Here is a 19320-nt window from a genome sequence, read left to right as displayed (position 1 = left end):
CATGAAATTCCTTACGATCGCAGCCGCACTGGCAGCGTCAGTTTTTGCCGCACCGCTCGCAGCCCATGCGAAGGATCTCACCGTTGGTCTGGCCGCCTCGACCACATCCATGGATCCGCAGTTCTATGTCGTCGGCCCGAACAGCGCCATGGCGCGCAACATCTTCGACGGTCTCGTCAATCAGGATGCCAAGCAGCAGATCCAGCCGGCACTCGCCGCGTCTTGGAAGACGATCGGCGATACGACCTGGGAGTTCAAGCTGCGGCCGAACGTCAAGTTTCACGACGGCAGCGACTTCACGGCTGACGACGTCGTCGCCAGCATCAAACGCGTGCCGCTCGCCTCGAAGAACAGTCCAAGCTCGTTCGCAGCCTATGTGAAGGCGATCACCGATGTCACCGCCGTCGATCCGCTCACGGTGCGCATCAAGACGGACGGTCCGACGCCGCTCCTTCTGAACAACCTCAGCCGCATTGCCATCCTGCCGGCCGAGATGGAAAAGACGACCACCGAAGACATGAACTCGGGCAAGGGCGTCATCGGCACCGGTCCGTTCAAGTTCGTCTCCTGGACGCCGGACGACAACGTTGTCGTCGCGCGCAACGACGGCTACTGGGGCGAGAAGGCTGCCTGGGACAAGGTGACGTTCCGGGTGTTCAAGAACAGCAGCGCCCGTGTCGCCGCCATGCTTTCCGGCGATGTCGACATGATCGAGAGCATTCCGACTGCCGACACGCGCAAGCTCCAGGCGTCCGACAAGCTGAAGGTCGTCAACGTTGCGGGCAACCGCATCATGTATCTGCACATGGATCAGGGCCGCGAGGAATCGCCCTTCGCCAAGGGTCCGGACGGCAAGAACCCGCTGCTGAAGCCGGAAGTACGTCGCGCGCTTTCTCTCTCGATCAACCGTGAGGCGCTCGTCGACCGCATCATGGACGGCCAGGGCGTGCCGGCCGGGCAGGTCGTTCCGGAAGGTTATTTCGGTTATGACCCGGCCATCAAGGTCGATGCCTACGACCCGAACAAGGCTAAGGAAATGCTGGCCAAGGCGGGTTATCCAGACGGTTTCTCGTTGACCTTCCACGCATCGAACGACCGTTATCCGAACGACTCCAAGGTGGCGCAGGCGATTGGCCAGTTCTTCAGCCGCATCGGCATCAAAACGGAGGTCGTGACGCTGCCGGGCAGCGTCTACTTCACCCGCGCTTCCAATCTGGAGTTCAGCTTCATCATGGGCGGTGCCGCCGTCGAAACCGGCGAAGCCTCCGGTGTGCTCGGCCCGATCCTCGAGACCTATGGCGAGAAGGCAGGGCAGGGCAATCGCGGCCGCTACTCCAATCCGGAGTTCGACAAGGCGCTGAGCGAAGCCCGTGGTACGCTCGATGATGCCAAGCGTGAGGCGCTCCTGAAGAAGGCGACCGAGATCGCCATGACCGATCTCGGTGTCATCCCGGTCTTTTACCTCGCCAACACCTGGGCTCTGAAGAACGGCCTTTCCTATGAAGGCCGGTCGGATGCCTACACGCTTCCCTATTATGTGAAGCCGAACTGATCCGGAAAGCGGTGATCCGTCATGTCTTTCAGCGGTGTTTTTCCCTACCTTGTTTCGCCGATCGACCAGTCGGGCGCGGTCATGGAAGGCGTGCTGACGGATCTCGTGGATCATCTGATCGACGCTGGCGTCCATGGATTGACGCCGCTCGGCAGCACCGGTGAATTTGCCTATCTCTCCCAAGAGCAGCGGCGTCACGTCGTCGACACCGTAATCTCGGCCAATCGCGGCCGGGTGCCCGTTGTCGCCGGCGTGGCGTCTACGTCGACCAGCGATGCCGTTGCTCAGACGGAATACATGGTCGAGGCGGGAGCCGACGGCATATTGGCTATTCTTGAGGCCTATTTCCCGGTCAGCGATGAGGGCGTCGAAGCCTATTTCACGGCGATCGCCAGGGCGGCCAGGGGGCGGCCGGTCGTTCTCTACACCAATCCGCAGTTCCAGCGTTCCGATCTCACTCTCCCCGTGATCGAGCGTCTGAGCCATGTCGAGAACATCCGCTACATCAAGGATGCCTCGACCAATACCGGGCGCTTGCTCTCCATCATCGAGCGGACCCGCGGCCGGATGGAAGTGTTTGCCGCCTCCGCGCATATTCCGGTCTGCGTGATGATGATCGGCGGGGTTGGCTGGATGGCAGGCCCGGCCTGCATCGTGCCGCACCAGAGCATTTCCCTTTACCAAGCGGCGAAGGCGGGCGACTGGGCAAAGGCGATGGAATTGCAGCGTCCGCTTTGGCGTGTCAACGAGATCTTCGCGAAATATTCGATCGCCGCCTGCATCAAGACGGCGCTCGAGCTTCAGGGCTTTCCGGTCGGCGCGCCGATGGCGCCGCAGGTGCCGCTCGCAGACGCGGCCCGTGCCGAGATCGGTGCGGTTCTGCGTGATGTCGGAGCGCTCTGAGCGCCGGCATTCAACCGATAATTCAAGGGCAAATTCGAAATGACACCAATTCCGATCATCGTGGATTGCGATCCGGGGATAGACGACACGATCGCGCTTCTGACTGCTTTCGTTTCGCCGGAACTCGAAATCCTCGGCATCACGCCCGTCTGCGGTAACCAGCCGCTCGAACGCACGGTGCGCAATGCCCTGCAGGTCTGCGAACTGGGCCGGAGGACGGATATTCCGGTCTATGCCGGCTGCTTCCGGCCGATGCTGCGCGAGCCGATCTTCGGCCAGTTCCACGGCAAGACCGGGCTGGGCAACACGGTGCTGCCGGAACCGGTGAAGGCGGTCGAGCCCAAGTCGGCCGTCGATTTCCTGATCGACACCCTGACCGCCGCAGCTCAGGAAAAAAAACGGATCACCGTCTGTTGCCTCGGTCCGATGACGAATCTTGCTGTAGCGCTGCGGATGAACCCGCAGGTCGCCGAGGGCATCGAGCGTATCGTGATGATGGGCGGTGCCTATCGCGAGCCCGGCAACCGGACGATGACCGCGGAATTCAACGTGCTGGCCGATCCACATGCCGCGCATGTCGTGTTTTCGAGCAGCATCCCGATCGTCGCGCTGGCACTCGATGCGACGCATCAGGTCATGCTGAAGCCGGAGCACGTCGCAGAGTTTTCGAATGTCAGCGGCCGCATTTCACACACGCTTGCCGAACTCATGGCCTTCTGGGACCGTAACGACGTGCGCCGCTACGGCTCGCGCGGCGGGCCCCTCCATGATCCGCTGGTGATCGCTTACCTTCTGGCGCCGCATCTCTTTACGACCGAGCGCGCCCGGGTGTTCGTCGAGCACGAGAGTGAGCTTTGCATGGGCCAGACCATCGCCGACTGGTACGGCAAGAGCGGTCTCGAACCCAATGCGGATATCGTGACCAAGGTGGATGCAGAGGGCATCATCGCCTTCTTCCTCGATCGCCTTTCGCGTTACGTCGAAAAGGCCGTCGCATGAGCCGCCAACCGATCATCATCGATGCGGACCCCGGCCTGGATGACGCGGCGGCCATCCTCATGGCGCTGGCATCGCCGGAGCTCGACGTGCTCGGCCTGTCGATCGTCGCTGGCAATGTCCCTTTGCAGGATACGGTAGCGAACGCCTGCAAGATCGTCGGCGTTTCCGGCCGCACCGATGTGCCCGTTTACGCTGGCGCGGCCGGTCCGCTGGTCCGGGAGCAGGTGTTCGGAAAATATGCGAGGGTCGGCGCTTTCAGCGATGACCTCGTTGTACGCAGCGACATCACGCCGTCGGAAGAACATGCGGTACGTTTCATCGTCAGGTCGGCGCGCGAAGCGGCCGTGGCCGGCAAGCCGGTGACCATCTGCGCCATCGGGCCGATGACCAATCTTGCGCTTGCCCTCATCCAGCACCCTGATGTGGCGCGCGGCATACGGCAGATCGTGTCGATGGGCGGCGCCTTTACTGCGCTCGGCCATCGCACTCCCTGGGCCGAGTTCAACGTGCTTGCGGACCCGCACGCGGCAGAGATCGTCTATCGTTCCGGCGTTCCGATCGTGGTGATGCCGCTCGACATGACCTTCCAGGCGCTGTTCACTGCCGAACACTTCAAGAGCTTTAGCGCTCGCGGCGGGGCCGCGGGGCGCGCGCTCTACAATCTCTTCTCGACCTTCGATCGCAGTGACATGCCGCGCTTCGGACGGCCGGGCGGGCCGATCCACGACGCGACGACGATCGCGTGGCTGATCAGGCCGGAGCTTTTCACCAGCCGCAAGGCAACCGTCGGCACGCAGGTCACCGGGCTCACGATGGGCTATACCTATGCCGACTTCTACCAAAAGATGGACCGCACCCCAAACGCCACCGTGGTGACCGATGTGGACGAGGCGGGGTTCATCAATCTGTTGATCGAGCGCATTTCGCTTTACGGAAGCGCTGCGCCCGGTCCCAAAACGCCGGGAGGCTGAAATCTATGAGCGGTTATCTCTTAAGCCGGTCGATCCAGACGGTTCTGACGCTATTTGTGATGTCGGTTCTGGTTTTCGTGGGCCTTTATCTCGTCGGCAATCCGGTCGATGTGCTCTTGAGCTCCACGGCGACGCCGACCGAACGCCTGCAGGTCATCCAGTCCTTCGGGCTCGATAAGCCTGTGTGGGAGCAATATTGGTTGTTCCTCACCCGCGCCTTGTCCGGCGACCTCGGCAATTCCTTCGTCTTTAACCAGCCGGCGCTGACGCTGATCCTCAAACGCATGCCGGCGACGCTTGAACTCGCGTTCGTGGCGCTCGTCCTCGGTCTCGTCTTCGGAATTCCGCTCGGCGTCTACGCGGGCCTGAAGCCGAAGAGCCTGCTCTCCAAATCGGTGATGACCTTCTCGATCCTCGGCTTCAGCCTGCCGACCTTCTGGATCGGCCTGGTGATGGTCATGCTGTTCAGCGTCCAGCTGGGGTGGCTGCCGGCATCCGGGCGAGGCGAGACGGTGCCGGTGTTCGGCGTTCCCATCAGCCTCTTCACGCTGGATGGCCTGTCTCATCTTCTTCTGCCGGCGTTGAACCTGGCGCTGTTCAAGATTTCCCTCATCATCCGTCTCACGCGCGCCGGCGTGCTCGAAACAATGCAGCTCGATTTCGTTCGTTTCGCGCGCGCCAAGGGCCTGCCGGAACGCCGGATCGTCACCGTGCATGTGCTGAAGAACACGCTCATTCCGCTGATCACGGTCATCGGGCTCGAACTCGGTTCGCTGATCGCGTTCGCGGTCGTCACCGAAACGATCTTCGCCTGGCCGGGCATGGGCAAGCTCATCATCGACGCCATCGCCGTTCTCGATCGTCCGGTGATCCTCGCCTACCTGATGATTACCGTCGTGATGTTCAGCATCATCAACCTCCTCGTCGACATCCTCTATTCGATCGTCGACCCGCGCGTTCGTCTTGAAGGGAATTCGTGATGAGCCGGGACACCAATACTGCCGGTTCGGTCCATGTCGGCAACGCCGACGGTCAGGCACGCCGCTCGCGCTCGCCGTTCCGTCAGATGGTTGTCGCCCTCCTGCACGACAAGCTGGCGCTTGTCGGCATCCTTCTGGTGCTGGTCTTCATTCTGGCTGCCGTTCTTGCGCCCCTGATCGCGCCGCAGAACCCGTATGATCTGTCGCAGCTTGATATCCTCGACGGTCGGCTGCCTCCCGGCTCGCAGAGCATGAACGGGATGGTGTACCTGATCGGCACCGACGACCAGGGCCGTGATCTCCTGAGCGCCGTCCTTTACGGGCTGAGGACCAGTATACTCGTCGGCATATCGAGTGCGGCGATCGCATTGGTGATCGGCGCCTCCCTCGGTCTCGTCAGCGCCTATGCCGGTGGCCGGCTGGATTCGTTCCTGATGCGCGTCGTCGACATCCAGCTCAGCTTCCCGGCGATCCTGATCGCGCTGATCTTTCTCGCCGTCCTGGGGCAAGGGGTCGACAAGATCATCCTGGCGCTGATCGTCACCCAATGGGCCTATTACGCCCGCACGATTCGAGGCTCGGCACTGGTGGAGCGCAAACGCGCCTACGTGGATGCGGCCCGGTCCATGGCACTTCCCGGCCGGCACATCCTCTTCAGGCACATCCTGCCGAACTGCCTGCCGCCACTGATCGTCGTCGCGACCATGCGCGTCGCTTATGCGATCATGCTGGAGGCGACGCTTTCTTTCCTTGGCATCGGCCTGCCGGTAACCGAGCCGTCGCTCGGCCTGCTGATCTCGAACGGGTTCGAATACCTGCTCTCAGGCGACTACTGGATCAGCTTCTTCCCCGGTCTGGTCCTTCTGTTGCTCATCGTCGGCATCAACCTGATCGGCGATAGCCTGCGCGACATTCTCAATCCCCGGCGGGAAGGCTGAGACATGACCCATCCGATCCTTTCGATTTCAAACCTCAACACTGCATTCCGTGTCGGCGGCGAATGGCGCAATGTCGTGAACGACGTCAGCTTCGACATAGGCGCGAAGGAGACCGTCGCCGTGGTCGGCGAATCCGGCTCCGGCAAGAGCGTCACGGCCATGTCGATCATGCGGCTTCTGTCGCCCGGCAATTCGCGCGTCACCGGTCGCATCGATTTCGAGGGCAGGAACCTGCTCGACCTGCCACTCGACGAAATGCAGTCCATCCGGGGCAACCGCATCGGCATGATCTTTCAGGAGCCGATGACCAGCCTCAATCCGGTGCTGAAAATCGGTCAGCAGATCACCGAAGTCCTCGTCCATCATCGCGGCATGTCGAATACGCAGGCCGAGGCGGAGGCCGTCAGGCTCCTGGATAAGGTGCGTATCCCGTCGGCGAGGTCACGCCTCAACGAATATCCCATGAACTTCTCCGGTGGCATGCGGCAGCGCGTCGTCATCGCCATTGCGCTTGCCTGCGATCCGAAACTCCTGATCGCCGACGAGCCGACGACGGCGCTGGACGTCACCATCCAGGCGCAGATCCTGGAACTCCTCAAGGCCCTGCAGGAAGAGGAAGGCATGTCCGTCCTCTTCATCACCCATGACATGGGCGTGGTGGCGGAAATCTCCGACCGCACCGTGGTCATGTATCGCGGCGATGCTGTCGAGACCGGCACGACGCGCGAGATTTTCGCCGGGGCAAAGCATCCTTATACGCGGGCGCTTCTCGCCGCCGTGCCGCAGCTCGGTTCCATGACCGGGATTGACCGGCCGCTGCGTTTTCCCCAGGTCGATATGGTGACCGGCGACATCCAGCCCCCCGAACCCACAGCGGATACGGTGAGGCGCGATGCCGCGCCGATCCTAAAGGTCAACGACCTGGTGACCCGGTTCGACATCAAGAAGGGCTTCTTGCGCAAGACAGTCGGCCGCATTCACGCCGTCGAGGGCGTTTCACTGCAGTTGCAGCAGGGCGAGACGCTTTCGCTCGTCGGCGAATCCGGCTGCGGCAAATCCACAACCGGTCGTTCGATCATCCGGCTGACGGATGCGAAGTCCGGCACAATAGAGATCGACGGCCAGAACGTCCTGGGAGCCGGCAAATCCCAACTGGCGGACATCCGCCGGGAGGCGCAGATGATCTTCCAGGATCCGTCCGAAAGCCTCAATCCGCGCATCCGTATCGGCAATGCGATCGCCGAGCCGATCGTCACCCATGGGCTGGCCGGTGCGGCTGAAGCGAAGGAACGGGTGGCCGAGCTGCTCGAACGCGTCGGCCTTTCAGCATCGATGGCAGACCGCTTCCCGCATGAATTCTCCGGCGGCCAGCGTCAGCGCGTCTGCATCGCCCGCGCCCTTGCTCTGGAGCCGAAGCTGATCATCGCGGACGAATCCGTTTCAGCACTCGACGTTTCAGTCAAGGCGCAGGTGATCAACCTGATGCTCGACCTGCAGGAGAAATACGGTCTCGGCTACCTGTTCATCAGCCACGACATGGCGGTGGTGGAGCGGATCAGTCACCGCGTCGCGGTCATGTATCTGGGCGAGATCGTCGAGATCGGCCCGCGCCAGGCCGTGTTCGAAAACCCGCAGCATGAATACACGAAACGGCTGATGGCGGCGGTCCCGATCGCAGATCCGTCGCGTCGTCAGACGCGCCGGATATCGAACGACGAGATCAAGAGCCCGTTCCGTGCTGCGGATTACGTGCCGCCGAAGCGGTCCTACAGCCAGGCCGGCGAAGGCCACTTCGTACAGGTCGCATAAGGTCAGGCCTGATAAGGCACTTTGAAACCGTTCCGCCAAGCTTATGATGATCGGTTCCAGGTCGGTGGCGGCGAGCTCAGGCGGTTTATTTAATGGGCAGGGATGCACTTCCTAGGCCCGCTCAACCTGCTTCTCGACCTGACCGGATTGATATGCCCGGTCCGCCGCCAGCAGTTTCTGCGAAGTTTCCGTTATGGCGGAGAGCACCTTGGCATCGGTGATATTCTTCAGAAACGGCAGCATCGGGCCGGTATCCGCAATGCCGGCTGTCGCGATCGCTTCATGCAGGACGCGGAGCGGCGATACGCCGTCGCGCAGGTCTTCCAGCCCCATGAAGAAGGCCCGCAGCCGTTCCGCCTCGGCGACGTTGCCGGCCTTCAGTGCTTTCAGGATACCGGTGGACATGGCGGGTGCGACGCAGACGGAGCCGGACGTGAAGCCCTGCAGACCGAAATCCATCAGGTGGCTGATCGCCGGCCGCTCGCCGATGCCGGAGATGATGATCTTGCGATCGACCTTCTGGACGAGTTCGGAGAGGTAGGTATCTTCCTTCGGGTTCTGCCGGACGACTGCGTATTTGATCGTGCAGATCGCCCCATCCGCAACGACGGCCGCGAGATCGGCCGCCGAAATGTAGTCGAGCGATTTCACATAGGCGATGATCGGCCGCCCGTAGGCGTCGGCGATACGGCGAAGGCCGGTTGCGACGCCGGCCGAAGTCACCGGGAAATTCAGGGGCAGGACCATCGCTGTCGGCAGGTCGTGGTCCTTGAGAATTGCGATCTGGTCCAGCGACTTGCCGTAGTCCGGACCGACCGAAGGGATAAGCCAGGTGCCGGAGGGGGCGATCTCCTTCAGCATGTCGACCATCTCCGCGAATTCGCGGACGGAGATGTTGTAGAGGTTGGCGTTGCCGCCATAAAGCGCTGTCGTCACGCCGCCTTGCGCCAGATGCGCCAGAATCTGGCGGTTGCCTTCGCGGTCGAGCGTGTAGTCGGCCTTGCGTGCCAGGGGCGGCACGGAGAGGACCGATTTCGCAAGCATTTCGGGTGTCACGGAAAAATTGGCCATGGCTTCAGGCTCCCGGTTCAGGGGTGAGTGGAAAAGCATTGAGGAACGGTCTTGCCCAGCGTCCAGGCGCTGGGCGCCCGTTGGAATCAGGCCGAGTTCATGACCTCGACCGGGCGCATTTCCTGCTTGCCGTAAGCGCGGCTGGCGGAAAGAAGCCGTTGGGAATAGGGATGCTGGACATGGCCCGAGCGGATCTGCTCGATGCCGGTTTCCTCGACGATCTCGCCGCCGTTCATGATCGCGACGCGGCTGCAGAGATGCGCGATGACGGCCATGTCGTGGCTCACCAGCAGGTAGGTCAACCCGCGTTCCTTCTGCAGGTCGGCGAGCAGGTTGAGGATTTCCGCCTGCACGGAAACGTCGAGTGCCGAGGTCGGCTCGTCGAGCAGCAGGACAGGCGGGTCGAGGATCAATGCGCGGGCGATCGCGACGCGCTGCCGCTGGCCGCCGGAAAGCTGATGTGGGAACCGATAGCCGAGGCCAGGATCGAGACCGACTGCTTTCAGCACGTCGGAAACAGCGTTTTCCTTGATCGGCAGGTTCTGATTGCGCAGTGGTTCGATCAACTGCGAGCGAACCGTCTTGCGCGGATGCAGCGAGCCGTAGGGGTCCTGGAAGACCATCTGGACGTCGCGGAAGAAGGCTTTGCTCCGTTCCGGCTCCAGCGGCTTGCCATCCAGCGAAATCCGTCCGCCGTAATTGCGGTTGAGGCCGGAGATCGCCCGGAGCACGGTGGATTTGCCGCAGCCGGATTCGCCGACGAGGCCGAAGGATTTCCCGCGTTCGACGGTGAAGCTGATGCCCTTCACAATGAGCGGCGTGCGCGGGCCAAACCGGACGGTGAGGTTTTCGACGTCGATCATGACGGCACTCCGATCGTGGGTTGCGTCAGCCAGGACGGATCGCGCGTCAGCGTCGGCAGGCGTGCCGGCGGGTTTTCGATGGACGGCAGCGAGGCGAGCAGCCCTTGGGTATAGGGGTGCTGGGCATTGTCGAGTTCGGACGCCTTCAGCACTTCGACGACGCGTCCCGCATACATGATCAGCACCCGGTCGCAGAATTTACGGATCAGGTTCAAATCGTGGCTGATGAAGATCAGGCCGAGGTTGCGCCGGGCGATCAGTTCGTCGAGCAGCGCCAGAACGTCGAGCCGCACGGTCACGTCGAGCGCCGACGTGGGTTCGTCGGCGATCAGCACTTCCGGCTCGGCGATCAGCATCATGGCGATCATGATGCGCTGGCCCATGCCGCCGGAGACTTCGTGCGGATAGAGCCGGAAGACGCGCTGCGGATCGCGGATCTTTACCGCTTCCAGCATTTCCAGCACCTTCTTCTCAGCGGCCTTCCTGCCGGCTTTCGGATAATGCAGCCGATAGGTCTCGGCGATCTGCTCGCCGACGCGCATGACCGGGTTTAGCGAATATTTCGGGTCCTGCAGGATGAGGCCGATCTGCTTGCCGCGGATATCCATCATCTGCTTTTCACTGGCGGCCAGAATATCGGTGCCTTTGAACGTCATCCGGTCGGCGGTGACCGTTGCGGTCGGCGGCAGGAGCCGCATGATGGCCCGGCCGACGGTCGATTTGCCGGAGCCGGATTCGCCGACGATGCCGAGCTTTTCGCGGCCGAGTTGGAAGCTCACGCCGCGCACGGCTTTCACGAAGCCGTGGGCGAAGGAGATTTCCATATTTCTGACATCGATGAGCGGTTCGGTCATTCGCCACCTCTGGGGTCGAGTACGTCGCGCAGGGCATCGCCGACGAGGTTGAAAGCAAGGCTGACGACTGCGATTGCAATGCCGGGTGCGGCGATAACCCAGGGGCTGTCGAGCATGAACTCGCGGCCGGTGGCGGCCATCGCGCCCCATTCCGGCCATGGCGGCTGGGCGCCAAGCCCGAGGAAGCCGAGGCCGGCGGCGGTCAGGATGATGCCGGCCATGTTGAGCGTCACGCGGACGATGACGGAGGGAACGCACATCGGCAGGATATGGCGCGTGATCACGGCGGCCGAGGATGCGCCTTGCAGCCGCACCGCGGCGATATAGTCCATTTGCCTGAGGCTCAGCGTTTCGGCGCGGGCGAGGCGGGCGATCGGCGGCCAGGCAGTCAGCGAGATCGCGATGATCGCATTGGTGATGCCGGGACCGAGAGCTGCCGCAAAGCCGAGCGCCAATACGAGACCGGGGAAGGACAGGAAGATATCCGTGATGCGCATCAGCACCTCATCGACAATGCCGCCGAAATAACCGGAGCAGGTGCCGATCAAGAGGCCGATCGGTGCGACGATGATCGTCACGAGGATGATGATGTCGAGCGTCGTGCGTGCGCCGTAAATGATGCGGGCGAAGACGTCGCGACCGAAATTGTCGGTTCCGAGAATGTGGTCCCAGGATGGGGGCGACAGGCGGATCGCCATATTCTGGGCGACCGGATCGTATTGCGTCAGAAGCGGGGCGGCGGCGGCGGTGAAGATCAGGATCAGGATAACCACCAGGCCGACGATGCCGAGCGGATGTTCACGGAATTTCAGCCAGCCCTGGTAGAATTGCTGCAGAGACGCATGCAGCGTACCCTTGGGTTCAGGGGCGAGAAGCCAGCCGCGAATGCCGGGAGGCGTGGGGCGAGATTGGGAAACGGGTATCGCCATATCTATCACCGTGTTCTCGGGTCGAGGATGCGGTAGAGCACATCCGACGTGATGTTGATGATCAGGAAGACGATCCCGATGGTGAGAACCGCGCCCATGACGACATTCATGTCGTTCATCTGCAGGCCGCGGGTGAGATACTGGCCGAGCCCCGGCCAGGCAAAGACGGTCTCGATCAGCACCGCGCCTTCAAGCAGGCCGCCGAGCGTCAGCGCTATGATGGTCAGGAGCTGGACGCGGATGTTGCGGAAGGCATGGCGCCAGATCACCTGGCGGGACGCCAGCCCCTTGGCGCGCGCCGTGATGATGTATTCCTGGCCGAGCTGCTCCAGCATGAAGCTGCGCGACATGCGGCTGATATAGGCGACGGAATAATAACCAAGGATCGAGCCGGGTAGGATGATGTGGCCGAGCGCATTCTGGAAGACATCCCAATTGCCTTCCATGGCGGAATCGAGCAGCAGGAAGCCGGTCACCGGCGTGACGATGCCTTCGTAATAGACATCGACGCGGCCCGATGCGCCGACCCATTGCAGCTTGGCATAGAAGATGAAAAGCGCCATCAGACCCATCCAGAAGGTCGGGATCGAATGGCCTGCAAGACCGATGATACGGGCGACATGGTCGATCGGCTTGCCGCGATGAACCGCAGCCGTGATGCCGAGTGGCACGCCAACGATGGTGCCGACGATCATCGCCACCAGGGTCAGTTCGATCGTCGCCGGAAAGATCGACAGCAGGTCGGTGACGATGGGCTGGCCGGTGATCGCGGAGACGCCGAGATCGCCGGTCACCACTCTTTTCACATAGCTCAGGAACTGGATGTAGACGGGCTGGTCGAGCCCGAGTTGCTTGAAAACCCGGTCGTAGACTTCCTTGCTGACCTCGGGTCCGGTGATCGCCAGAACCGGATCGGCCGGCAGCAGGCGTCCCATCGAGAAGGTCAGGAAGAGCAGCCCCAGCAGCGTCGTCACCACAGCGACGACGCGACCGGTGAAGCGACGGACGGCAAGCTTGATGCCATCATCCGGCATGTCATCGACCGGACCATTGGTGGCGGGACCAGTCGTGGTCGGTACGGGCGAGTTGTCTCGTGTCGTCATGTCCACGCTGGCCACGTCAATCCTACTCCTTGGTTTTCGTCACGTCGTGCCAACGGGTCGACCAGGTCGTATGTCCCTGATAACCCTTGACATTGGCGCGAATGACATAGGGGTCGGTGCGCTGGAAGAAGACGATCAGCGGCGGGTTCATGCCCTTGTAGATCTCATCGATCTTCTTGAACATTTCCGTGCGCTTGGCCGTATCGCGTTCCTTCATCGACTGATCGACAAGGGTGTTCAGCTCCGGAACCTGCATGGCGGTGCGCCACAGGTAATAGCTGCCGAGACGGGCCTCGTCGCGATTGTCCGGGTTGTAGGCATATTGGGTGGCGACCGCGAACGGATCGGGCAGGCGGGCACCGGAATTGCCGAGCAGGATTTCGTATTTGCGCTCGCGGAAGGCTGGTGTGTATTCGCCGGGCACCAGGTTAAGGTCGAAGCCGGCCGCACGGGCGCTTGCCTGCAGGGCTTCGGTGAACGGCAATGTTGCGGCACCCGACGGGTTCAGCACCTTCTTGAGGCCATTCGGATAACCGGCCTGCGCCAGCAAGGCCTTGGCCTTGGCCGGGTCGTAGTCGTAACGGGATGTAGTGTCGGTCGGTGCGCCGATCATGCCCTTCGGCACGACGGACTGCCAGGGGAAGCCGGTATAGCGCATGATATTGCCGGAGATCGCCTTCCAGTCGAAAGCATGCTGGAATGCTTCGCGGACCAGAGGCTTCTGCAGATCGGGGTCTTTCTGGTTCAGCGCGATATAATAGAAGCCGAGACCCGGAACATTGTCGATCACCATCTTCTTGTCGTTCGCCAGCGCATCCAGGTCGCCGCTTGCGAGATACTGGCCGACATCCACGTCGCCGGCCTGCAGCTGAAGGCGCAGGTTACCGGATTCGGGGATATGCCGGGTGATGACGCGGACCATGGCCGGGACACCGCCCCAGTATTTCTTGTTGGCTTCGAAGACGGCGATGTCGTTCGGACGCCATTGCGAAAGCGTGAAAGGACCGCTGCCGGCGGAGTTGGCGGCAAGCCAGGCGGCGCCGAAATCGCCGTTCGCCTCATGCGACATGGCGGTCTTCTTGTCGACGATGCCAAGCGAGGAGCTGGCGAGCGAATAAAGCACGAGATCGGTGCTGACCTGGATCGGCAGCTCGATTTCCAGCGTCTGCGCATCCTTGGCGCGCACCAGCTTTTCGACATTGTCGGCTGTAAAGCCCCAGAGCGCAATATCGGTCGAGCCGACCTGACCACGCTTGATGACGCGCTGGATCGACCAGGCGGCATCTTCGGCGGTCACCGGATTGCCGCTCTGGAACGTGGCGTCGCTGCGCAGCGTGATGGTGATCAGCTTGCCGTCGGCCGAGGCGCTCCACTTGGTCGCGAGCATCGGCTGCAGCTTCTGCAGATCGTTCTGCGGCAGCTGGACGAGGTTGTCGTAGATATTGGAAATCAGCTCCGAAACCGTGCGGGCATTGTTGTCCGCCGGGTCCAGAGTACGGATGCCGGTCAGGTTCGTGCCGATCACCAGCATGTTCGGCGGCGATGCGGCGAGCGCTGCGCCCTGCGGGACCGTCAGCGCTGCAGCGACCAGAAATGTCGCCGCCATAAGATGTTTCATCATGTTCAACCTCCCAATTGAAATCTTCGAGCTCTTCAGTTCGTTCTGCTTGTCGTGTTCAGCATCAGGAATTCGATCCGTCGCGGGTCCTCGCCTTTGATCTGTTCGTAGAAATATTCGAGGATGTGCGGCAGTGTTCCTCTGTCGGAAAAGGCATGAATGAGCGAGCCGACGCGCTGGCGTGCCGGGCTTGAAGAAATGTACTGTCGACCGATGCCTGAAGCGGGCAAAAACTCCCTGTTGCCGAAGCTTCGTGGCTTACGGCCCAGGGTGCGACAGAAATGACGTTGAAGTTTGGCTTTGCGACCTCAGCTGCGTTTCTCGCGGCAGCGATGATGGCCGATTCGCGCCGTGTGCTGCATCTGAATATCTCCTCCCTGAGACGCCGAATGCACTTCGACAATTTCGAATACGCTAACACGGTCACCTAAGTTGTCAACTCTCATTTCAAATTTTGTAAAAAAAGCCGCAAAAGAAGTAATTTTTGATGACATCTTTGAAATTGCGCCTATCGATAGATATGCAGGCCCGCGCCATGGTCGGGACTGCCATATCGCGCGCCGGGAGGGCCGCCGGGACGAGGGGTTTGGGAGCTAAGGGGAGATGTTGAATGGCGGAACTGCAATTGACGCCGCCGCGCAAGGAGAGGCTGGCGGACAAACTATACGGCCAGATCCTGGAGCAGATTCTGAACGGCGCCTTCAAGGAAGGCGATCGGCTGCCGGCGGAGAACGATATCTGCTCTGCTTTCTCCGTATCGCGCCCGGTGGTTCGCCAGGCCTTGATCCGGTTGCAGGCTGATGGCCTTGTCTATTCGCGGCGCGGTTCCGGCACATTCGTGCGCGCCGTGCCGCCCTCGGCCATTACCCGCTTCGTGCTGCCGTCCAATGTCGCGGGTTATCTGAAGTCCTTCGAGGTTCGTTTCGCGCTGGAGGCTGCGGCAGCGTCGCTGGCGGCGGAGCGCCGCTCCAGCCAGAACCTTCACAATCTCGACGAAGCCAACGAGCTGCTGCGCGAAAAAATCATGAACGGCCAGTCTCCCAGCGAGGCGGATTTCAATTTTCATCGCGAGGTCGCCGTCGCGAGCGGCAACGACCTGTTCGTATCGCTCTTCGAGCACCTGCGCGGAGAGATCAGCGGCTCCATGGGCGTGGCGCTCAACCTGACGAAACTAGGCTCGGACGAGCGACGCATCGCCGTGCTGCGCGAGCACCAGCAGATCGTCGAAGCGATCCGGGCGAGAAACGGGGAGCACGCGGCGCTCTATATGCGCTACCATCTGGTGCGCGCCCGCGAGCGGATTACCGACGCGCAACGCGATCCCTGACGAGGGCGATATGTTGCCACGACGGCGGGAGGAGAGCGACGTCGTTGAAGGGAAGGAACGTGACCATTCGGAAATCGGCATAAGACACTGCCTCGCCGGATATGGTCGGCGTGGACAGTTTTCTGGGTGGACATGATGTATGTCGGCTTTCCGGTGATTTCGCTGCCGGGCCTTCTTTTCTCTTAATCTTCTCGAGGCCTGCGAGAGACTTTTGGTGCCTTGCCGGCAGACATTTCGCGGGTCAAAGCTATTCATCCGTTTTCATTGATTGTCCCGAAGCATCGCGACGCCACCGCAGATCTTCAAAATCAGCCCTCAATCCTTACTTTGGCATCCTTAAACCGTTAAATTGTCATTAGGAGCCAGCGTATCCGTCAGTGCGGTTTGTTCGATTCGCATCCCAGCGTTATCGAAAAAGCGCAGGTGCGGGCCGTCCCACGAAAAATGGACGGTATCGCCGGCGTCAACAGGAACCGGTGACCGGTGTTCTGCGATGATGGCCTGCCCTTCGTCCGTCTGGCAGTATAGAAATTGGGTCCCGCCTAGATATTCCGAGAAATCCACCCTGGCCTGCAGCATCGCTTCGCCGGCGGTCGACACGAACAGATGTTCGGGGCGAATGCCCAGCGTGATCTTTTCGCCCGGCGACAATGCCTGTGCGTCCAGTGATACCGGAATCCGGCTGCCGCCGAGCAATACCGATCCATCTTCCGCCCATTTCGCTTCCAGAAAGTTCATGCGCGGAGAGCCGATGAACCCGGCAACGAAAATGTTGGCCGGTTTTTCGTAGACCTCACGCGGGCTGCCGGTCTGCTCTATCCGCCCGTCGCGAAGGACCACTATCATGTCGGCCAGCGTCATCGCTTCCGTCTGGTCGTGGGTGACGTAGATCATCGTATTGCGCAGTTCCCGGTGCAGCCTTGCGATCTCGATGCGCATCGACACCCGCAATTCTGCATCGAGATTGGACAACGGCTCGTCGAAGAGAAACACCTCGGGTTTGCGCACGATTGCGCGGCCGATCGCCACCCGCTGGCGTTGGCCGCCGGACAGCTGGCCGGGGCGGCGATCCAGCAGCGGATCGATTTTCAGGATCGCAGAGGCTGCCCTGACCCGCGCTTCGATTTCCGCCTCTGGCGTCCGCGCCATTTTCAGACCGAACGCCAGATTGTCGCGCACGCTCATATGCGGGTACAGCGCATAGGACTGGAACACCATAGCGATGCCGCGCTCGGATGGATCGAGATCGGTGACATCGCGCCCCTTGATCTCGATTTCGCCGTCAGTGACCTCCTCGAGCCCGGCGATCATCCGCAGCAGCGTCGATTTTCCGCAGCCGGACGGACCGACGAAGACGACAAAGGATCCTTCGGTGATCTGGAGGTTGATGCCATGAATGACCTCCAGGTTGCCGAAACTCTTGCGGATATCGGTAAGCACGACCCCGGTTCTGGCTATCTCATCACGCATCGTTGCGTTCGCCCGCTCTGACCCAGACCAGCATTTCACCTGGCGACCTGTTGTCCCAGAAAGGATAGGGTACGAACCGTACCGTCGCTTCCTCCGTCTCAGGCGGCCTGGTGCGATAGAGCGCGTCACCCCAATCAGCCTTGTCGCGGCTTGCGGGAACATCGAGCGCCACGGCGCCGCCGAGATCTTTTAAGTCAGCCGTCGTTGCCTGCGAAACGCCGCTTGTCAGCCTGATGCCGTTCAAACCGTCGCCATTGTCGGTCGCCTCGACGCAATAGACCATCGGCCCGCGCATCAGCGCCGTGCGGCCCGCATCGTGCCGCACCAGCGGATTGGCAAACAGCGCGCGCGGCGCCAAGGGAATATCGAGATCGATATGATCGCCGCTCGTCCAGTCCCGATCGATGCGGGCATAGCCGTCGACCGTGGCCGAGGCGAGATCGATCGTTTCGCCATTGACCTTCAGCGTTACGCCATCCGCCCATTCGGGGATGCGCAGTGAGATCGCAAAGCGTGTCGTCCTGTCCGTCGTTACATCGAATCCGATCGCGCCGTCCCAGGGATAATGCGTCTTTTCGGCCAGCCGCACCTTGGCCCCACCGATATCGAATCGGGCCTGGCTTTCGCCGTAAAGATGGACGGCAATCTCGTCGTCCGACACCGCATACATATACGAGCCGATCGACGCGAGCAGACGGGCGATATTGGGTGGGCAGCAGGGGCAGGGATGCCAGATCCAGCGGTGATGCTTGCCGGCGCTTTCCAGAGGGTTTTCATAGAAGAAGGTTTTGCCGTCGAGCGACAGGCCGGACATGGCGCCATTGTAGAGCGCCTGTTCCATGATGTCGGCATAGCGCCGGTTCGGACCGCGCCCGAGCATGCGGCTCGCCCAGAAGACGAGACCGACGGAAGCGCAGGTTTCGGCATAGGCGCTTTCGTTCGGCAGGTCGTAATAGTCGGTGAACCCTTCATTGGAAACGGCAGGCCCGATGCCGCCGGTGAGATACATCTGCTTGGTGATCAGATCGTCCCAAAGCGTATCGAGCGCCGCCGTCAGGCTGTCGTCATTGTATTCGGTGGCGATATCGGCCATGCCGCAATAAAGATACATGGCGCGCACGGCATGACCGACGACCTTTGTCTGTTCGCGCACCGGCTGATGCGACTGGCTGTATTCATAGGTTTTCTGGATGAAATTGGCGGGATCGCGGCCGTCGCGGATCGCTTCCTCCGTGAAATAATGCGGTTCGGTGCCGCGCTCGTCGATGAAGAATTTGCAGAGGTCGAGATATTTCTTTTGTCCCGTCACACGCGCCAGCTTCACTAGTGCCAGCTCGATTTCCTCATGGCCGCAATAGCCGCGCAATTGGCCCTCGCCACGGCCGAAGGTCTTGATCAGGTAATCGGCATAACGGCACATGATATCGAGAAGCTTGCGCTTGCCGGTTGCCTGAAAATAAGCGACCGCTCCTTCGATCAAATGCCCGGCGCAATAGAGTTCATGATGGTCGCGCAGGTTGGTCCATCGGCGATCCGGCTGGACGCGCTGGAACCAGGCGTTCAGGTAACCGTCCTCATCCTGCATCTTGCCGTACATGTCGATGATCTCGTCGACACGGGCTTCGAGCTTCGGGTTCTTCCGCCGATAGAGCGAATAGGCCACCGTCTCGATCGACTTGCCGAGGTCCGAGTCCCAGAACATCTGCGTGGTGCCGCCCCAGGGTTGGATCGGGATGACGATGCCGGGGCTCGGCTTGCTGGTGTCGATGGCATCAAGCATGCCAGCCTCGACGCAGCGGTCGAGCAGCATCTCCGCCGTGGTGTCGCAGATCGCTTCCTGGCGGTCGCCGAATAGGCCGTGGATATCGACGCTGGGTACGGGCAGCGGGCGGAACTGGCGGTCTCTTTTCATGGTGTTCATCGCTTCATCCGT

Annotated in this window: 16 protein-coding genes; 8 read left to right on the top strand and 8 right to left on the bottom strand. The window is 61.4% G+C overall.

Features of this window, described 5'->3' with window-relative positions; all coding sequences use genetic code 11:
- Nucleotide 1 precedes the first annotated feature (1 nt).
- From ACZ9IU_RS30035 to ACZ9IU_RS30005, 7 genes are read left to right on the top strand one after another with little or no spacing between them, the layout of a single operon-like run.
- A complete protein-coding gene (locus tag ACZ9IU_RS30035; protein WP_040124147.1) occupies nt 2-1552 on the top strand; it encodes an ABC transporter substrate-binding protein in 1551 nt (516 codons plus the stop codon).
- A gap of 21 nt (nt 1553-1573) precedes the next feature.
- Entirely contained in the window at nt 1574-2455 is an 882-nt protein-coding gene (locus ACZ9IU_RS30030; protein ID WP_040124148.1) for a dihydrodipicolinate synthase family protein, read from the top strand.
- A gap of 39 nt (nt 2456-2494) precedes the next feature.
- Complete coding sequence (locus ACZ9IU_RS30025) at nt 2495-3454, top strand: nucleoside hydrolase (RefSeq protein ID WP_040124149.1); 960 nt, start codon at nt 2495-2497, stop codon at nt 3452-3454.
- The gene (locus ACZ9IU_RS30020; protein ID WP_040124150.1) at nt 3451-4425 is read left to right on the top strand and encodes a nucleoside hydrolase; all 975 of its coding nucleotides are present in this window, start codon (nt 3451-3453) and stop codon (nt 4423-4425) included. The genes ACZ9IU_RS30025 and ACZ9IU_RS30020 overlap by 4 nt, the downstream gene beginning before the upstream one ends.
- Nucleotides 4426-4430: 5 nt before the next feature.
- On the top strand, nt 4431-5405 hold the full coding sequence (locus ACZ9IU_RS30015; protein ID WP_040124151.1) for an ABC transporter permease: 975 nt from the start codon (nt 4431-4433) through the stop codon (nt 5403-5405).
- A complete protein-coding gene (locus ACZ9IU_RS30010) occupies nt 5405-6343 on the top strand; it encodes an ABC transporter permease (RefSeq protein ID WP_040124152.1) in 939 nt (312 codons plus the stop codon). Before ACZ9IU_RS30015 ends, ACZ9IU_RS30010 begins: the two co-directional genes overlap by 1 nt.
- 3 nt (nt 6344-6346) lie before the next feature.
- Nucleotides 6347-8152, top strand: a complete 1806-nt coding sequence (locus ACZ9IU_RS30005; protein WP_040124154.1) for an ABC transporter ATP-binding protein — start codon at nt 6347-6349, stop codon at nt 8150-8152.
- Between the two features lie 111 nt (nt 8153-8263).
- Here ACZ9IU_RS30005 and ACZ9IU_RS30000 read toward each other — a convergent pair whose 3' ends face one another.
- The 6 genes from ACZ9IU_RS30000 to ACZ9IU_RS29975 all read right to left on the bottom strand — a co-directional run bounded on the left by ACZ9IU_RS30000 (nt 8264) and on the right by ACZ9IU_RS29975 (nt 14578).
- Nucleotides 8264-9223: a dihydrodipicolinate synthase family protein gene (locus ACZ9IU_RS30000; protein ID WP_051900684.1), complete on the bottom strand. Its 960-nt coding sequence runs from the start codon at nt 9221-9223 to the stop codon at nt 8264-8266.
- Between the two features lie 86 nt (nt 9224-9309).
- Nucleotides 9310-10086: an ABC transporter ATP-binding protein gene (locus ACZ9IU_RS29995; RefSeq protein ID WP_040124156.1), complete on the bottom strand. Its 777-nt coding sequence runs from the start codon at nt 10084-10086 to the stop codon at nt 9310-9312.
- Nucleotides 10083-10940 carry an ABC transporter ATP-binding protein gene (locus ACZ9IU_RS29990; RefSeq protein WP_040124157.1) on the bottom strand — a complete coding sequence of 286 codons (858 nt, stop codon included), beginning with the start codon at nt 10938-10940 and terminating at the stop codon, nt 10083-10085. The genes ACZ9IU_RS29995 and ACZ9IU_RS29990 overlap by 4 nt, the downstream gene beginning before the upstream one ends.
- Nucleotides 10937-11869 carry an ABC transporter permease gene (locus ACZ9IU_RS29985; RefSeq protein ID WP_051900311.1) on the bottom strand — a complete coding sequence of 311 codons (933 nt, stop codon included), beginning with the start codon at nt 11867-11869 and terminating at the stop codon, nt 10937-10939. The genes ACZ9IU_RS29990 and ACZ9IU_RS29985 overlap by 4 nt, the downstream gene beginning before the upstream one ends.
- 5 nt (nt 11870-11874) lie before the next feature.
- On the bottom strand, nt 11875-12987 hold the full coding sequence (locus tag ACZ9IU_RS29980) for an ABC transporter permease (RefSeq protein ID WP_040124159.1): 1113 nt from the start codon (nt 12985-12987) through the stop codon (nt 11875-11877).
- A gap of 7 nt (nt 12988-12994) precedes the next feature.
- Nucleotides 12995-14578 (bottom strand): ABC transporter substrate-binding protein, encoded by a 1584-nt coding sequence (locus tag ACZ9IU_RS29975; RefSeq protein WP_244447613.1) that lies wholly within the window; start codon nt 14576-14578, stop codon nt 12995-12997.
- 622 nt (nt 14579-15200) lie between these two features.
- Here ACZ9IU_RS29975 and ACZ9IU_RS29970 point away from each other — a divergent pair.
- On the top strand, nt 15201-15917 hold the full coding sequence (locus ACZ9IU_RS29970; protein ID WP_040124163.1) for a FadR/GntR family transcriptional regulator: 717 nt from the start codon (nt 15201-15203) through the stop codon (nt 15915-15917).
- 336 nt (nt 15918-16253) lie between these two features.
- Here the strand turns inward: ACZ9IU_RS29970 and ACZ9IU_RS29965 are convergent, their stop codons facing one another.
- Complete coding sequence (locus ACZ9IU_RS29965) at nt 16254-17387, bottom strand: ABC transporter ATP-binding protein (protein WP_051900314.1); 1134 nt, start codon at nt 17385-17387, stop codon at nt 16254-16256.
- On the bottom strand, nt 17380-19308 hold the full coding sequence (locus ACZ9IU_RS29960) for a glycoside hydrolase family 127 protein (RefSeq protein WP_040124164.1): 1929 nt from the start codon (nt 19306-19308) through the stop codon (nt 17380-17382). Before ACZ9IU_RS29960 ends, ACZ9IU_RS29965 begins: the two co-directional genes overlap by 8 nt.
- Nucleotides 19309-19320: the final 12 nt, after the last annotated feature.

Source organism: Mesorhizobium sp. USDA 4132 (assembly GCF_056279545.1).
This window is presented reverse-complemented; position numbering and strand designations above follow the sequence as displayed.

Coding starts and splice junctions, on each gene's coding strand:
- ACZ9IU_RS30035 (WP_040124147.1), top strand. CDS start 2: ATGAAATTCCTTACGATCGCAGCCGCACTGGCAGCGTCAGTTTTTGCC.
- ACZ9IU_RS30030 (WP_040124148.1), top strand. CDS start 1,574: ATGTCTTTCAGCGGTGTTTTTCCCTACCTTGTTTCGCCGATCGACCAG.
- ACZ9IU_RS30025 (WP_040124149.1), top strand. CDS start 2,495: ATGACACCAATTCCGATCATCGTGGATTGCGATCCGGGGATAGACGAC.
- ACZ9IU_RS30020 (WP_040124150.1), top strand. CDS start 3,451: ATGAGCCGCCAACCGATCATCATCGATGCGGACCCCGGCCTGGATGAC.
- ACZ9IU_RS30015 (WP_040124151.1), top strand. CDS start 4,431: ATGAGCGGTTATCTCTTAAGCCGGTCGATCCAGACGGTTCTGACGCTA.
- ACZ9IU_RS30010 (WP_040124152.1), top strand. CDS start 5,405: ATGAGCCGGGACACCAATACTGCCGGTTCGGTCCATGTCGGCAACGCC.
- ACZ9IU_RS30005 (WP_040124154.1), top strand. CDS start 6,347: ATGACCCATCCGATCCTTTCGATTTCAAACCTCAACACTGCATTCCGT.
- ACZ9IU_RS30000 (WP_051900684.1), bottom strand. CDS start 9,223: ATGGCCAATTTTTCCGTGACACCCGAAATGCTTGCGAAATCGGTCCTC.
- ACZ9IU_RS29995 (WP_040124156.1), bottom strand. CDS start 10,086: ATGATCGACGTCGAAAACCTCACCGTCCGGTTTGGCCCGCGCACGCCG.
- ACZ9IU_RS29990 (WP_040124157.1), bottom strand. CDS start 10,940: ATGACCGAACCGCTCATCGATGTCAGAAATATGGAAATCTCCTTCGCC.
- ACZ9IU_RS29985 (WP_051900311.1), bottom strand. CDS start 11,869: ATGGCGATACCCGTTTCCCAATCTCGCCCCACGCCTCCCGGCATTCGC.
- ACZ9IU_RS29975 (WP_244447613.1), bottom strand. CDS start 14,578: ATGGCGGCGACATTTCTGGTCGCTGCAGCGCTGACGGTCCCGCAGGGC.
- ACZ9IU_RS29970 (WP_040124163.1), top strand. CDS start 15,201: ATGGCGGAACTGCAATTGACGCCGCCGCGCAAGGAGAGGCTGGCGGAC.
- ACZ9IU_RS29965 (WP_051900314.1), bottom strand. CDS start 17,387: ATGCGTGATGAGATAGCCAGAACCGGGGTCGTGCTTACCGATATCCGC.
- ACZ9IU_RS29960 (WP_040124164.1), bottom strand. CDS start 19,308: ATGAACACCATGAAAAGAGACCGCCAGTTCCGCCCGCTGCCCGTACCC.